The organism is Xenorhabdus khoisanae (assembly GCF_001037465.1).
GTDB classification, from domain to species: domain Bacteria; phylum Pseudomonadota; class Gammaproteobacteria; order Enterobacterales; family Enterobacteriaceae; genus Xenorhabdus; species Xenorhabdus khoisanae.
In genome coordinates, this window is the sequence record NZ_LFCV01000028.1 from 1 (window position 1) to 15,360 (window position 15,360).

Below are 15,360 nucleotides of genomic sequence, written 5' to 3' on the forward strand. Positions count from 1 at the left end.
ACACTAATCCAATCTATCAATTAGTTTCAATACAACAGTGACATAAATGCGTTTCATATGTAACATTAGATAAGTTGATCAACTAGATATAGTTTATTAAAAATAATAAGGGTAGTAATGAAAAATAATATGTCATTTTTTTTATATCAAATATCTGATATTTTATTTACATCCTCCACAAGGGCATTTGGCATGCTATTTTCATGGTGGATGATTGAAGTGCTGAATCTCGACTTCCAGCTTGGATGGTTTATCTTTTCGTCATGGTTATTGCAAGTCTTATTTCTGGTTTTTATGAGTGATCTTGGCGACAAATCCAATAAAAAAAATATAATACTATGTTGTATCATCCCAACAGCCTTGCTTTTTATTCTTTCTAATTTTATAGATAAAAACCTATACCTTCCTTTAGGTATTATCTATATTTTCGCTTCTATCTCAGCCATACTTATTCAACCAATTGGTACCAGTATCCTCCCAGAAATAAGCGATAAAAACAAATTAGAATCTGCATTTAAATATAGAGGGATTGTTAATTCCGTTAATATTATTCTTGGCCCTGCCATATCCGGGATCGTAATCCACTATTTAAAAATTGATGGCGCTTTAATTTTTATTTCATCAATGGCTATTTTATCCATTATTGGGTTTTACTTTATCAAGAGTAAACAAACCGAAAAACCATTAAAAAATCATAAAAGTAATATAGGAAGCATTAGAATCATTACTAAAAACCCGACAGAGACAAGTTTAGTGATTGTTTCCTCCTTTTTTAATTTCACCATAGTTCCATTAGTCACTTATATCACCCCACTTATTATTATAAACGAATTTAAACTGAGCGCCTTACAAGTAGGAATTGCCGAAGCTACATTTGGATTAGGCATGATGATTGGAAGTGTCATTATTATTAAACATATGAATAAATTATTCTGTAAAGCCCACAGTGCCTTTATTGCAGCGTTCACAATATCTGTATGCATAGCTGGGATCTCTACAGCAACTTCATTAACTGGATTATGTGGTTATATGTTAATTAGTGGAATGGGTGTGGTCATTTACAACATCAATACCACCTCAATTCGATGCCTTGCAACACCAGAAACCCATCGTAATACAATGGAATCCAAGTTTCTTGCTATCTGCATTGTATCAATACCGTTGGGAATGATATCCGCTACCTATATTGTAGAAAGCTATGATATAAGAGTGTTATTGCTCGTCTTTTCTGCTTTAATGGGATTAGTGTCATTTTTGGTTCTGTTTTCACCGAAATATATAGAAATATCAAAAATGTCAGAATCTGAATTGGATAGCTATTATGGTAAAATTTACCCTAAAGCTTACCATTCAGAAAATGGATAAAAAATTAATCATTAATTGTAAACGATTAATTAGCCCAGATAGACAAAAGAACGCCCGCACTGTATGAGTTGCAGGCGTTTTTCATTATTTAACCTTATCCTCCGCCCGGAAAAATCAATGTCTGCCCCGGAGCTTCACGATTAAGATGAATAAAGTTCAAATGCTTTTCATAGTGATCAAGAATGTCGCTGATAATTTGCTCTTTTGTGTAATCCATCAAATCATTACCCTGCGTCCCTTCCATCAAAAACGTTTCCAGGCGGTAATAGTAAGACTTGCCAGATCTGGCTCGATAGGTAAATCCGGGTACGGAATAACGCTGCGGCCAAATCTGATAGATAAAATTTTGCTCATCACCCAAATCAACAACCAACTCCAGTGGATTTAATCGCCTGTCCTCTTTTGAAGGCAAGGCATGGAACTGAACTTTCGCGCCACGCACGACTAACTCTTTCGCAACTTCCAACATGGCGGGACGACATACCATATCCAGCATCCGCTGAGTGTTTTTCGTACCAGGAAAATGCATCATACGGCTTAAGCGCTGCTTCCAATTCAATGACCCATTATCATGCACAAGAGTCGGTGAGGTATTTTGCAATGAACTGGCTTTACGGAAATCTTCTACACGCAAAGATTTATACAATCCCGCCATAACAAAGAAGATCACAAAACTAAAAGGCAACCCCATGATGACCGTTGTATTCTGCAAAGCAGAGATACCATCTGTCATGAGTATACCCAATGTTAAAACGCCAATCGCCACAGACCAGAACACACGCAACCAATTAGGGGCATCATTATTGATATCACTCAGATTAGATGTGAAATTCCCCAAAACCAACGATCCAGAATCTGCGGATGTCACATAAAACAGCAATCCCGTAATCGTGGCTACAGATGCACTGAATGTGAAAGCAGGATAAAGTGCCAACAAACCATAAAAACCTTGCTCTGGGTGTTGCAGCACTGTTTCGGCCAATTGGCGATTACCATGAAGGATTTCATACAACACACTATTACCAAAAATCGATAACCATAACAGTGTAAAAACAAATGGAATGACTAATGTTCCCATAACAAACTGACGAATGGTTCTGCCACGGGAAATACGCGCCAAAAACAGGCCAACAAACGGCGACCAGGCCACCCACCATGCCCAGAAGAATAGCGTCCAGCTATTCATCCATTCAGTCGGACGTTCGAATGCAAAACTGTTCAGCGTCATGCCCATGAAACGACTGATATAATCCCCGACATTCTGCACCAGTCCGTTAAGCAAGAATTCAGTATCACCCACAAACAAGACAAACAGAACCAATCCCAGAGCCAATAGCACATTCAACTCAGATAAAAATCGAATTCCCTTGTTAACACCAGAAGTCACAGAAACAATTGCCATCACTACAGACAACAGTATCAAGCCTCCCTGAACTCCCAAGCCTTGAGGTAATCCGAAAAGTACTTTCAAGCCATAATTCAGTTGTACCACCCCAATTCCCAGCGTGGTTGCAATCCCAAAAATTGTCCCTATCACTGCTGCAATATCCACGGCATGACCGATTGGGCCTTTTATCCGGTTACCGAAGATAGGATAAAGCGCCGAACGAATGGTCAGAGGCAGGTTATAACGATAACTAAAATAGCCCAATGCAATTCCCATCAAAGCATACATAGACCAGCCCGTCAGGCCATAGTGGAACAATGTCCATACCATCGCCTGACGAGCTGCTTCAATCGTTTCCCCTTGACCCGTTGGGGGTCGCATATACTGCGTCACAGGTTCAGCCACCGAGAAAAACATCAAATCAATGCCTATTCCAGCAGCAAACAGCATTGCAGCCCAACTGAGTAAACTGAACTCTGGCTTGGATTGCTCTGGCCCTAATTTGATGGAGCCAAAACGGGAGGCAGCAACAAAAATAACAAACACAATGTAAAGCGTAGCAGCAAGTAAGTAGTACCAGCCGAAAGTTTTAGAGACCCAGCCCAGAGTATTTTTTATCCAGGCACTCGTTGCATCGGTAAAAAAAATCGTAAATAGCGAAAAAATAATAATCAGTCCAGCAGAGGCAAAAAAAACGACAGAGTTCAGCGTATCCTTCTGAGTGTTTTTTGGACTGTCTTGTACGTTCATAGGCAGTTCCTGAAATTATTGGGAGCAGAAAAACAAAAAAGAATAATTGATATAACGAATTGAATTAAAAACAAAATTTAAACCATATTGAATAATTTTGATTGCAGATTGTGAAAATATTGTAATAAAACATATTTAATTTTGATTGAACATTCAATTAAAAAAAAGTTTAATAAGCGCCGAATGTTTGATTTTCTGAGCATAAAATCATGCCAAAAATTGGAATGCAGTCGATAAGAAAACAGCAACTCATTGATGCAACATTAATCGTCATCAATGAAGTTGGTATGCAGGAAGCAAGTATTGCGCAAATAGCCCGGAAAGCTGGTGTTTCCAACGGAATTATCAGCCACTACTTCAAGGACAAAAACGGGTTACTCGAAGCCACCATGCGTTACTTATTGCATCAACTGGGAATGGCTGTAGCACGTCGATTACGCCTGCTGGACAACGCAACGCCCACTCAAAGGTTAAAAGCCATTGTCGAAGGGAATTTTGATCCCAGCCAAATCAACGGCGCTGCAATGAAAACCTGGTTGGCATTTTGGGCAAGCAGTATGCACCAACCCAAGCTTTATCGGTTACAACAAATCAATGAACGCCGTTTGTATTCCAATATCTGTGTCGAATTCAAACGCACTCTGCCAAAAACAGAAGCACGGCTCGCGGCACAAGGGCTTGCTGCATTGATTGACGGCATTTGGCTGCGAAGTGCATTAAGCAGCAAGCCTTTTAACCTGGATGAGGCGTTAAAAATCACCATCAATTACATTGATCAGACTACATCAAGCAAAAAATAGGTGTATCTGATATGGCTTGAGTTCTGGTTTACAACCTCATGGATAAGCTTTTAAGGAGAATCTATGACCTATTTCGGCTCACAGAAACTTTATATCCACGGTGCTTATGTTGATAGTACCAATTCCAATAAAACAGCTCCCGACAACGCAACTTTTGATGCAATCAACCCGGCCAATGGTGAGGTTATTGCTCAATTTCAGTCTGCAACTGAGCAGGATGTTGATCGGGCTGTCGAAAGTGCCCATAAGGGGCAGAAAATCTGGGCGGCCATGACGGCCCTAGAACGTTCACGGATCTTACACAAGGCAGTGAATATATTGCGTGAACGCAATGATGAACTGGCTGAATTAGAAACACTGGACACAGGAAAACCCCTTTCTGAAACCCAACAGGTTGATATTGTCACGGGCGCCGATGTTCTGGAATATTATGCAGGCTTGATCCCTGCCCTCGAAGGCCAGCAAATTCCACTACGTGAATCGTCTTTCGTGTATACGCGCCGTGAACCACTGGGTGTCGTCGCAGGTATCGGCGCATGGAACTATCCCATTCAAATTGCGCTCTGGAAATCAGCACCGGCGCTGGCTGCCGGCAATGCTATGATTTTCAAGCCGAGTGAAGTCACTTCCCTCACCGCCCTGAAATTAGCTGAAATCTATACCGAAGCAGGTTTGCCTGATGGTGTATTCAACGTCCTGACTGGGGCGGGTCATGAAGTGGGGCATTATTTGGCAATTCACCCGAAAATCGCCAAAATATCTTTTACGGGTGGCATTGCCACCGGCAAAAAAGTCATGGCGAATGCTTCAGGGACAACGTTAAAAGAAGTCACGATGGAACTGGGCGGTAAGTCTCCGCTAATCATCTTTGATGATGCCGATCTGGATCGTGCTGCTGATATTGCCATGATGGCAAACTTTTTTAGTTCAGGTCAGGTTTGTACCAATGGAACGCGCGTTTTTGTTCCCAAAACCCTGCTTCCACAATTTGAAGCTAAAATTCTGGAGCGGGTTAAACGCATTCGCATTGGTTCACCTCTCGATCCCAACACCAACTTTGGCCCTCTGGTAAGTTTCCCACACATGGAATCTGTTTTGCGCTATATCGAAAGTGGCAAAAATTCCAATGCCCGCTTGCTCTGTGGTGGCAACCGCCTGCTGGAAGGCGATTTGGTAAAAGGCGCATTTGTTGCACCAACGGTATTCAGTGATTGTACTGATGACATGCTGATTGCACAGGAAGAAATCTTTGGCCCCGTGATGTGCATCCTGACTTATGAGACGGAAGATGAAGTCATTGCGCGAGCCAATAACACAAAATACGGGCTGGGTGCGGGATTGGTAACAAAAGATCTTTCCCGTGCGCATCGTGTGATCCACCAACTGGAAGCCGGGATCTGCTGGATCAATACATGGGGAGAATCTCCCGCAGCTATGCCTGTTGGCGGTTATAAACACTCTGGTGTTGGCCGCGAAAATGGGTTGGTCACACTGCAACATTACACACAAATCAAATCAATACAGGTGGAACTGGGCAATTTTGAATCCCTATTTTAATCCATGACTGAAACAGAGGAGATAACGATGGTATTCGATTACATTATTATCGGTGCTGGTTCAGCGGGTAACGTGCTTGCAACTCGCTTGACAGAAGATCCCGATGTGACTGTCCTGTTGCTGGAAGCCGGCGGGCCAGATTACCGATTCGACTTCCGTACCCAAATGCCGGCAGCGCTGGCATATCCCTTGCAGGGAACCCGTTATAACTGGGCATATGAAACCGATCCTGAACCCCATATGAACAATCGGCGCATGGAGTGTGGGCGTGGAAAAGGGCTTGGTGGATCTTCACTCATCAATGGCATGTGTTACATTCGTGGCAATGCGATGGATTTTGATAATTGGGCGACGCAGTTGGGTCTGGAAGACTGGACTTACCTTGATTGCCTTCCTTACTTTCGCAAGTCGGAATCGCGGGATATTGGCGAAAATGACTATCACGGCGGTGATGGTCCCGTCAGTGTCACGACACCCAAGGCGGGAAACAACGAACTCTTTCACGCAATGATTGAAGCCGGTATCCAAGCCGGATATCCACGTACTGATGATTTGAATGGATATCAGCAAGAAGGCTTCGGCCCGATGGATCGTACTGTTACCCCTAACGGGCGTCGTTCCAGTACAGCCCGTGGTTATCTGGATCAAGCGCGATCACGTGCTAATCTCACTATCATTACCCATGCGTTGACTGATACCCTCGAATTTGCAGGAAAAACGGCTGTTGGCGTCAATTTTTACCGGGGCAATAGCCCGGCATTAACACAGGCAAAAGCACGTAAAGAGGTGTTACTCTGTGCCGGTGCGATTGCTTCCCCACAAATTTTGCAACGATCAGGCATTGGCCCTGAAGAAGTATTAAACGAGTTCGGCATTCCTGCGGTGCAAATATTGCCGGGCGTCGGGCAAAATCTACAAGATCATCTTGAGATGTACTTGCAGTATGAATGCCTCAAGCCTGTCTCCCTTTATCCCGCTTTGAAATGGTATAACCAGCCTCAAATTGGTGCTGAATGGCTATTCAAAGGAACCGGCATTGGTGCCAGCAATCAATTTGAAGCTGGCGGATTTATTCGTACCAATGAGAAATTTGCCTGGCCAAATATTCAGTTTCACTTCCTACCCGTTGCTATTAATTACAACGGCAGCAATGCCGTCAAACAACATGGCTTTCAGGCTCACGTGGGTTCCATGCGTTCCCCAAGCCGTGGCCGAGTGAAAATTAAGTCACGAGATCCGCGTCAACATCCCAGCATTTTGTTCAACTATATATCAGCGGAGCAAGATTGGCAGGAATTCCGCGATGCTATTCGCATTACACGGGAAATTATGGCACAGTCCGCATTGGCTCCGTATTGTGGACGTGAAATCAGCCCCGGCGCTGCAATCCAGACAGATGAACAGCTAAATGCCTTTATTCGTGAACATGCCGAAACAGCATTTCACCCATCATGCAGTTGCAAAATGGGAACAGATGAAATGGCTGTCGTGGATGGTCAGGGACGTGTGCATGGTGTTGAAAATTTGCGTGTTATCGATGCTTCCATTATGCCGGAAATCATAACGGGTAATTTGAATGCCACGACGATTATGATGGCAGAAAAAATTGCTGATAAAATTCGTGGTATTTCTCCTCTGCCACGTAGTCAGGTTAAATATTATGTTGCCAATGGCGCACCAGTTCGCCAGTCAGTAAAAAATAATTAATAAATTTATTTTCGCGATATGGAATAAAACTCTAATACGGGAAATTTTTCCCGTATTTCTATTTCCAATAGAAATAATTATGTCAAATCCAATGTCATGAAAATATGCTCTGCGCCGTCTTCCAAATAAATTTCTCCCTGAGCCTGATAACCAAGACTTTCATAAAATGGTCGAGCATGACATTGTGACGATAACCCAATGGTTGTCACTTTATTTTTTCGCCCATAATCCTCAATAAACTTCATGACATCACGGCCAATTCCCTGTCCACGGTAATCTTTCAATACCGCAACCCGCCCGACTTTAAGCATGTTATCGTCTTGCGGGATCGCCCGTAAGACGCCTATTGGCTTTTCATCATCAAATATCACCACATGTAAGGCGATATCATCATATTCGTCAATATCAATTTCGGCATCAAATCCCTGTTCATCCGTAAATACCTGTTTGCGAATAAAAAAGGCTTGTTCTATCAACGCTAAATCCTGTCTTCCTATGCTGTGTTTTATTTTCATTATTATATCCTGAGTCTGTTTTTCAGAGTCCTATAAACTACTTTTAAACAGATAATTAAGTCAAGCCAGAAAGATATAAAAATTATTTGGCTGAAATCATGTAAAAAATAAGGGTGATCATTTACAGATCACCCTTCTGGTGTTATTTATTTCACTCTAACAGATTATTAAACCGATAAATTATCTTTCTTCTTTTTTACCACTTTCATCTTTAGGGCTATTGATTAAACCATCCGTTTTTTTATCGATTTCAGATTTTATTTCTTCCGTTTTCGATTTCATTCCATCTGAAAGCTGATTAATCTTGTCGGTGGCCTGATGTTGTATATCCTCAGTTTTCGATTTCATACTATCTATCATATCGTTTGCTGCCTTGGCTGCCTGATTCTGGACATCTGCTGCCTTAGACTTCATTTGCTCAGTGATATCATTGACAGAATGAGTAACCTGATTTTGCACTTCCTTGGATTTATCAGCCATACTATGACTCTCACTCAGGGCTTTTTCCTTTAATCCTTGTGATTTCTCTTTTGCACTATCCAATATGCCTGTGGATTTCTGTTCAGTATCGGTTTTCATTTGTGCTGCCTTATCTTCGGTTTGCTGTGCAACATCTTCTGCCTTTTTAGAAGCATCATCACAGCCAGCAATCAGTGCCACGATACCTGCCAAGATAAGAGAACTCAGTATCTTTTTGTTCATTGACTAACCCCTTGCACTTACGGAAATGACCTCGCCAATGAGTGTTCTGGCTATTCTGTGCCACAACATCCCATAAGCACTTTGATCTCATTGCCAACACTAGTCAGCATCAGAGAAGGCGTAACGAAATAAACAATTATTTCAATCAACTGCAATGAATAAAGACTATACATTCTTCAGCAAAACACATTTAACAAAAATAATTCTCATTTTTATTTACCTGATTTAGTTTCTCAGGTGACTTATAGCAATGAAAATATTTTACTTGATCATATTTCAGGAAATTTATGGCAAATAATAGTCAAAAATTAGAAAAACGCCCAATCACAAGCGTGATCCAACACATTTTAAGAGGCACAGTATCAGGGACACTCGTGTTGAGTTCTGCCTTCTCCGGCTTTGCTTACGCGATAGAAAATCCAACTGAACAGAAACCTGAAAAGAAAAATGAGGTAGTAAAATTACCCTCACTTTCCGTTGTAGGAAGTTTACACAACAGCACCAGTGCGGGCAGTTCAGCGCTTAAAAAGGAAGATATTGACCGGACTCAGGCTGATAACGTTGCCCAATTGCTCGATCAGCTTCCCGGTGTTTCAATGTCAGGTTCGCCGCGCCCCGGCGGGCAAACGCTGAATATCTGGGGAATGGGAGACCAGGAAGATATCAAAATTACACTGGACGATGCACCAAAAGGATTCGAGAAGTATCAGCAAGGTTCCGTTTTTATTGAACCTGAATTAATCAAACGTGTAGAGGTTGATAAAGGGCCACACAATTTACTCAACGGTAATGGTGGATTTGGTGGATCTGTCAAAATTGTGACAAAAGATGCCAACGACTTATTACGTCCTGATGAAGATTGGGGTGGCTTTGTTAAACAGAGCTACCACACAAATGACAGGCAGTGGATCAATAGCGGAGCAATATATGGCAGAGATCCTAACGGCTTTGCGGATGGATTACTCTATGTAAGCAAGCGCAATGGACATAATATTAAACGCCCTGATGGCACACGTTTTGAATATTCGCAAAATAACCAAACGTCCTATTTATTGAAAACCAACTTTTATCCCAGTGACGCCCATACGATTAGCTTATCTGCTATGCGATCTGAATCAGATGGCTGGCAGCCTTGGGCGGCCAAACGGAATAAAATGAATGTGCCGTCTGCCAGTGATATAAAAAAATATGGCTGGGATGGGGCATGGAAAAGAAAGCTGGTCTTTCGCGATCAAATTGATCAAAGTTACTCTGCTAAATGGAATATCGCCCCGGAAGATAACCCATGGATAAATTTGACGATGACCTATGCTTATTCCAAAACCAAGCAAAACGATAGCCGCCCTGAAGATTCTTCAGCTTCTTTCAGTGGATTAATGGGCAATCAGAGCTGGGTTGATTACACCGATAATCTGATAGATATCAACAATAACAGCGTATTTTCAACGGGTATTATCGAACATGAATTATTGGTGGGAATCCGTTGGCATAAAAACGAACGCAATGTACTGATATTTGATAAAGACAAAATAAAGAATAAAAAATACAACTATGGTTATTATCAACCAGGCTATATGCCTGCTGGAGATCAATCAACTTACAGCTTCTATATTCAAGATTCCCTGAAAATAGGCAGCGTCACCGTTACACCGGGTGTTCGCTATGACCATATCAAAAATATAGGGAGAGAAAATAACGCATCCATGTATAACGATAAATCACCAGAAGTCAATCATGACTATAGCAGTGTAACCTATACTGGTTGGTCACCTCATTTAGGCATGATGTGGCAAGCAAATAAAAACCTTTCGTTGTTTGCAGATATCAGCCATACATGGCGTGCACCAGTAGTTGATGAACAATATGAGGTACAAGGAGCCGGTAGCCTTAAAGGCTCCAGCCGTAATCTTGATGTTGAAAGAATGACAGGGATACGCCTCGGTGCAATTCTCGACTTCAATAATATGATACTTGAAGATGACAGCTTGCAAATCCGTACCACCTTATTCCGTAACCGTGGCAAAGATGAGATCTTTAAAAGACGTGGGGTTTATTGTAAAGCCCAGGCCGATGGCTTAGTACCTTACTACAACTGTGAAAAACCACAAGCAAACTATCGTAACCTGCCGGGATATACTATTGAGGGGCTGGAGGTAGAAACCTTCTACGACAGCCGTACATTATTCGGAAAATTCTCGCTTTCTGCTATGCGTGGCCAGCGTGATACTTCTATGCGCGATCCATGGTCAGGACATAAATCCTGGATTTCGGAAATACCGCCAACTTCTGCCCATGCTATGTTAGGGTTCAAGATCCCACAATGGCAGATGGTAATGGGATGGAAAGGTGATTTTTTCCGTAAGCAAGACCGTTCACCCGCAGATGATGAACCATTGGTTAAATCCTGGTCACTACCTAAGAGTAAGGGCTACGCCCTGCATGGACTGTTCGCAAGCTGGCGCCCTACTTTTATGGAAGGCTTTGAAGCCCGGATCACTGTCGATAACCTGTTCAACCGCGATTATTATCCATACTTAGGGGGTACAGGGGATGCGATTTCTGGTATTGGCCGTAATTACAAATTCAGTATTTCACAACAATTCTAACTGACCTTTAACCACTCAATTTCTCACCCTCTTAATTTTTAAGGGGGTGATGTCTAGAATGCTGCGTTGACTTCCTCTCGCCAAATACAAATAATAATTATTATCATATTTACTCTATCCCATCAGGCAATAACATCATGGCGGTGCAAAAAAGCACATTTGGGCACAATGAAATCGTCCAGAAACTCTATTCCGATTACCACCATTGGTTATGCAACTGGATCAGACAAAACAGTGCCTGCCCAAACCATGCCGAAGATCTCACCCATGAGATCTTCATCAAACTGATGCTATCTCCAGATCTGGAAACTATCCGTCAGCCAAGAGCTTTTTTAATGACGATAGCACGCAGAACCCTTTCCAATTACTATCGTAGAAAAAAGCTCGAAGACAACTATCTGGCATATATCAATGCAATACCCGAAATTTCATCAAATTCTTCTGAGTATCAGCTCGTATTGTTAGAACAGCTAGAAAAGATAGATAAAACACTTGATGAGCTTCCAGCAAAAGTGCGGCAGGCTTTTTTGCTCACGCAACTGCAAGGCTGGTGTTACAAAGAAGTCGCGAAAGATTTAGATATCTCAATCAGTTCAGTGAAGAACTACTTACATCAGGCTCATAGAAAGTGTCATCCTTTCAACACACTTTGAATGATGATATGCAGCATCTGATAACTTTACTGAACGGGAAGCAAAAACCCGCTGTTTATCTGGCAGCGGGTTACTTTTTTAATCGTAAAGTCTTTTAACGGCATTATCGCATTAAAGAATACGATTTTTCTCCAATTGTGCAAGACGAGCAGCTTCCCTTGCCATGCGTTTTTTGCGGGCATCACAAGGTTCAGGACAATCACAGACTTTTTCTACACCAATGCTTCCCAAACCACCACAGCTTCCCTGAATGCTCTTACGCTTAAAGATGTAGCCCAACGCCATTCCTGCAAAAGACAGCAGGAAAAAGATAAAAGCAGCAATAAAAACTTCCATAACCTTTCCCCTCTCTTATTTCTTCTGTAAGTATGCCTTAAAAGCCGGGCTATAGCGCTCTTCAAAACCGTCTTTGGTTTTAACAATCATAAAGACCGGGATATTCAGTTTCTCAGCTACTTCCATGCCTTTTTCTGGCCCTAATACATCTAATCCTGTAGAAAAGCCATCAGCACCCATACAGGTCTGAGCAATCACAGTGATTGAAACCAGATTATGCGTGATCGGCCTGCCGGTTTTAGGATTAATGGTGTGAGAGTAACGAATACCATTTTGTTCAAAATAGTTACGGTAATCACCTGATGTCGCTATGGACATATTACCCGGCTCAATAATCTCTTGCGCACTCTGTGCCATACCACTATCCGATGGTTTCTCAATCGCTATCCGCCACGGATTCCCTTTACCATTGTTACCCGATGTACGAACTTCCCCCCCAATATCCACCATGTAATCTTTGATATTCTGGGATTCCAGATACTCAGCGACAACATCAACGCCATAACCTTTGGCAATGGAAGAAAGGTCAACATAAAGTTCGGGAATAGATTTAATCAGGTTATTCCCTTCAACAGACAAGTTATTGATGCCTGTCCAGGCACGACGGGTCGCTAATTCTTCATCCGTCGGGGCTTTAGTAATTCGTCCTTCCGGCCCGAATCCCCACAAATTCACCAATGGGCCAACAGTGACATCCAATGCGCCGTCTGTCAGTTGATTGATTCGGATCGCTTCTTTGACAACTTTCGCTGTAGCGGCAGAAACCGGAAAAGGTTTATTCACTTCACGGCTTTGATTAAAACGACTCAATTCAGAATTTGGCCGATAAGTGGACATCTGGTCGTTCACTTCTTCCAATAACCTGTCAATCTCTTTTTGCAGGTATTCAGGAGCAGGTGAAGATGAATCAGCAACATATTTAACGGAGTAATACGTCCCCATTGTTTGCCCATTCAGGTTTTGTTGTTCAGGGCTACCACATGCCGCCAGTAGCACAACGGAAAACAACAATACACCCCAGTGGATAATTTTTTTACTCAGCATAATTCACTCTTTCTGACTCATTTTGGCTCTTTCTGAATCGTCAGCGCCCACTATGTGTGGGCGCTTGTCGTTAAATCAAAATGTTACAAACATCAGCCACCGAAATCATCCAACAGGATGTTTTCATCTTCTACGCCGAGGTCTTTCAACATCTTGATGACCGCTGCGTTCATAACCGGAGGCCCACACATGTAGAATTCGCAGTCTTCTGGTGCCGGATGATCTTTCAGATAGTTTTCATACAGGACGTTATGGATAAAACCTGTGTAACCATCCCAGTTATCTTCCGGCAGAGCATCAGACAATGCCACATTCCATGTGAAGTTCTCATTTTCTGCCGCCAGTTGGTCGAAATCTTCGGTATAGAACATTTCACGCTTGGAACGCGCACCATACCAGAAAGAGATCTTACGCTTGGAGTTCAGACGATTGAGCTGATCAAAAATGTGAGAACGCATTGGTGCCATACCCGCACCACCACCGATGAAGATCATTTCAGCATCAGTATCTTTCGCAAAGAATTCACCGAATGGGCCGGAAATGGTCACCTTATCACCCGCTTTCAGTGACCAGATATAAGAAGACATAATACCCGGAGTCACATCCGGGTTTCTTGGTGGTGGCGTAGCGATACGCACGTTCAGCATGATAATGCCGTGTTCTTCTGGGTAGTTAGCCATTGAGTAAGCACGAACCGTCGGCTCGCTGACGTCAGAAACATAACGGAACAGATTGAATTTATCCCAATCTTCACGGTATTCCTGTGGCACATCAAAATCAGAATAACGGGCAACGTGTGGAGGACATTCAATCTGAATGTAACCCCCTGCACGGAATGGAACAACTTCCCCATCAGGAATTTTCAGCTTCAATTCCTTAATGAAGGTTGCTTTGTTATCGTTGGAGATAACTTCACATTCCCATTTCTTAACGCCGAAGATTTCCTCTGGCAAATCGATTTTCAGGTCTTGCTTAACGTTAACCTGACATGCCAAACGGCAGCCTTCTTTCGCTTCACGCTTATTGATGTGAGAAAGCTCGGTTGGCAGGATATCACCACCGCCTTCCTTGATTTTCACACGGCACTGACCACAAGAGCCACCGCCGCCACAAGCAGAGGACACAAAAATTCCCTGATTGGAAAGCATATTCAACAACTTGTCACCGGCAGGGGCTGAGAAACTTTTATCCTCATCACCGTTGACTTCAACTTTAATATCCCCGGTGTTCACTAACTTGGATTTTGCGAACAAAATCATTGCCGTCAGTACCAACACAATCAGGGTAAACATTACTACGCCTAGAATGATTATATCCATGAATTCTTCCCGCCTTTAGAGCTGCACACCGGAGAAGGACATAAAGCCCAATGCCATCAAACCGGTGGTGACAAAGGTGATCCCCAATCCTTTCAGACCAGCCGGAACATCCGCATATTTCATTTTTTCGCGGATAGCAGCCATCAGAACAATCGCCAGCATCCAGCCCATACCTGAACCGAAACCATATACGATGGATTCACTAAAGTTATAGTCACGCTGTGCCATGAAAGAAACACCACCGAAAATTGCACAGTTAACCGTAATCAACGGCAGGAAAATCCCCAGCGCATTGTAAAGAGCCGGTACATAACGGTCTAAGATCATTTCAAGGATCTGTACCAGTGCAGCAATCACCCCGATAAAGGTAATGAAGTTCAGGAAGCTCAGGTCAACCCCATCCATCAAGGCTCCATCACGGAGTACCAGATTGTAGACAAGGTTATTGGCAGGAACAGAAATTCCCAGCACAACAGTTACAGCAACACCCAGGCCAAAAGCTGTCTTCACATTCTTTGATACCGCCAGAAACGTACACATACCGAGAAAGAAAGATAACGCCATATTCTCGATAAAGACTGCGCGGACAAACAAACTAATATAATGTTCCATTTTGTTT

13 protein-coding genes are annotated in these 15,360 nt (G+C 42.6%); 6 read left to right on the forward strand and 7 right to left on the reverse strand.

Features of this window, described 5'->3' with window-relative positions; all coding sequences use genetic code 11:
• Positions 1 to 102 precede the first annotated feature (102 nt).
• Complete coding sequence (locus AB204_RS04880; protein ID WP_324292606.1) at positions 103 to 1,365, forward strand: MFS transporter; 1,263 nt, start codon at positions 103 to 105, stop codon at positions 1,363 to 1,365.
• 94 nt (positions 1,366 to 1,459) lie between these two features.
• Here AB204_RS04880 and AB204_RS04885 read toward each other — a convergent pair whose 3' ends face one another.
• Positions 1,460 to 3,502: a choline transporter gene (locus tag AB204_RS04885; protein ID WP_047962265.1), complete on the reverse strand. Its 2,043-nt coding sequence runs from the start codon at positions 3,500 to 3,502 to the stop codon at positions 1,460 to 1,462.
• Between the two features lie 209 nt (positions 3,503 to 3,711).
• Between AB204_RS04885 and betI the strand changes: the two genes are divergently transcribed.
• The 3 genes from betI (at position 3,712) to betA (ending at position 7,566) form a co-directional block, all read left to right on the forward strand.
• On the forward strand, positions 3,712 to 4,302 hold the full coding sequence (gene betI, locus AB204_RS04890; RefSeq protein ID WP_047962266.1) for a transcriptional regulator BetI: 591 nt from the start codon (positions 3,712 to 3,714) through the stop codon (positions 4,300 to 4,302).
• Positions 4,303 to 4,365: 63 nt separating this feature from the next.
• Positions 4,366 to 5,859: a betaine-aldehyde dehydrogenase gene (gene betB, locus AB204_RS04895; RefSeq protein WP_047962267.1), complete on the forward strand. Its 1,494-nt coding sequence runs from the start codon at positions 4,366 to 4,368 to the stop codon at positions 5,857 to 5,859.
• Positions 5,860 to 5,886: 27 nt separating this feature from the next.
• Complete coding sequence (betA, locus tag AB204_RS04900) at positions 5,887 to 7,566, forward strand: choline dehydrogenase (RefSeq protein WP_047962268.1); 1,680 nt, start codon at positions 5,887 to 5,889, stop codon at positions 7,564 to 7,566.
• Between the two features lie 77 nt (positions 7,567 to 7,643).
• On the opposite strand, the gene AB204_RS04905 is transcribed toward betA, so the two are convergent.
• Positions 7,644 to 8,081, reverse strand: a complete 438-nt coding sequence (locus tag AB204_RS04905) for a GNAT family N-acetyltransferase (protein ID WP_047962269.1) — start codon at positions 8,079 to 8,081, stop codon at positions 7,644 to 7,646.
• A gap of 180 nt (positions 8,082 to 8,261) precedes the next feature.
• Positions 8,262 to 8,783 carry a hypothetical protein gene (locus tag AB204_RS04910; protein WP_047962270.1) on the reverse strand — a complete coding sequence of 174 codons (522 nt, stop codon included), beginning with the start codon at positions 8,781 to 8,783 and terminating at the stop codon, positions 8,262 to 8,264.
• A gap of 287 nt (positions 8,784 to 9,070) precedes the next feature.
• Between AB204_RS04910 and AB204_RS04915 the strand changes: the two genes are divergently transcribed.
• Both AB204_RS04915 and AB204_RS04920 read left to right on the forward strand, forming a co-directional pair.
• A complete protein-coding gene (locus AB204_RS04915) occupies positions 9,071 to 11,389 on the forward strand; it encodes a TonB-dependent hemoglobin/transferrin/lactoferrin family receptor (RefSeq protein ID WP_047962271.1) in 2,319 nt (772 codons plus the stop codon).
• A gap of 137 nt (positions 11,390 to 11,526) precedes the next feature.
• Positions 11,527 to 12,042 (forward strand): sigma-70 family RNA polymerase sigma factor, encoded by a 516-nt coding sequence (locus tag AB204_RS04920; protein WP_047962272.1) that lies wholly within the window; start codon positions 11,527 to 11,529, stop codon positions 12,040 to 12,042.
• Between the two features lie 111 nt (positions 12,043 to 12,153).
• Here the strand turns inward: AB204_RS04920 and nqrM are convergent, their stop codons facing one another.
• The 4 genes from nqrM to nqrE all read right to left on the reverse strand — a co-directional run bounded on the left by nqrM (position 12,154) and on the right by nqrE (position 15,353).
• Complete coding sequence (gene nqrM / locus AB204_RS04925) at positions 12,154 to 12,378, reverse strand: (Na+)-NQR maturation NqrM (protein ID WP_047962273.1); 225 nt, start codon at positions 12,376 to 12,378, stop codon at positions 12,154 to 12,156.
• Positions 12,379 to 12,393: 15 nt separating this feature from the next.
• Complete coding sequence (locus AB204_RS04930) at positions 12,394 to 13,422, reverse strand: FAD:protein FMN transferase (protein WP_047962274.1); 1,029 nt, start codon at positions 13,420 to 13,422, stop codon at positions 12,394 to 12,396.
• A 92-nt stretch (positions 13,423 to 13,514) separates the two neighbouring features.
• Positions 13,515 to 14,741 carry an NADH:ubiquinone reductase (Na(+)-transporting) subunit F gene (nqrF, locus tag AB204_RS04935; protein ID WP_047962275.1) on the reverse strand — a complete coding sequence of 409 codons (1,227 nt, stop codon included), beginning with the start codon at positions 14,739 to 14,741 and terminating at the stop codon, positions 13,515 to 13,517.
• A gap of 15 nt (positions 14,742 to 14,756) precedes the next feature.
• Positions 14,757 to 15,353 carry an NADH:ubiquinone reductase (Na(+)-transporting) subunit E gene (gene nqrE, locus AB204_RS04940; RefSeq protein ID WP_038235359.1) on the reverse strand — a complete coding sequence of 199 codons (597 nt, stop codon included), beginning with the start codon at positions 15,351 to 15,353 and terminating at the stop codon, positions 14,757 to 14,759.
• Positions 15,354 to 15,360: the final 7 nt, after the last annotated feature.

Bases quoted from the DNA above. Each gene is read 5' to 3' on its own strand.
- AB204_RS04885 (WP_047962265.1), bottom strand. From the start codon at position 3,502: ATGAACGTACAAGACAGTCCAAAAAACACTCAGAAGGATACGCTGAAC.
- betI (WP_047962266.1), top strand. From the start codon at position 3,712: ATGCCAAAAATTGGAATGCAGTCGATAAGAAAACAGCAACTCATTGAT.
- betB (WP_047962267.1), top strand. From the start codon at position 4,366: ATGACCTATTTCGGCTCACAGAAACTTTATATCCACGGTGCTTATGTT.
- betA (WP_047962268.1), top strand. From the start codon at position 5,887: ATGGTATTCGATTACATTATTATCGGTGCTGGTTCAGCGGGTAACGTG.
- AB204_RS04905 (WP_047962269.1), bottom strand. From the start codon at position 8,081: ATGAAAATAAAACACAGCATAGGAAGACAGGATTTAGCGTTGATAGAA.
- AB204_RS04910 (WP_047962270.1), bottom strand. From the start codon at position 8,783: ATGAACAAAAAGATACTGAGTTCTCTTATCTTGGCAGGTATCGTGGCA.
- AB204_RS04915 (WP_047962271.1), top strand. From the start codon at position 9,071: ATGGCAAATAATAGTCAAAAATTAGAAAAACGCCCAATCACAAGCGTG.
- AB204_RS04920 (WP_047962272.1), top strand. From the start codon at position 11,527: ATGGCGGTGCAAAAAAGCACATTTGGGCACAATGAAATCGTCCAGAAA.
- nqrM (WP_047962273.1), bottom strand. From the start codon at position 12,378: ATGGAAGTTTTTATTGCTGCTTTTATCTTTTTCCTGCTGTCTTTTGCA.
- AB204_RS04930 (WP_047962274.1), bottom strand. From the start codon at position 13,422: ATGCTGAGTAAAAAAATTATCCACTGGGGTGTATTGTTGTTTTCCGTT.
- nqrF (WP_047962275.1), bottom strand. From the start codon at position 14,741: ATGGATATAATCATTCTAGGCGTAGTAATGTTTACCCTGATTGTGTTG.
- nqrE (WP_038235359.1), bottom strand. From the start codon at position 15,353: ATGGAACATTATATTAGTTTGTTTGTCCGCGCAGTCTTTATCGAGAAT.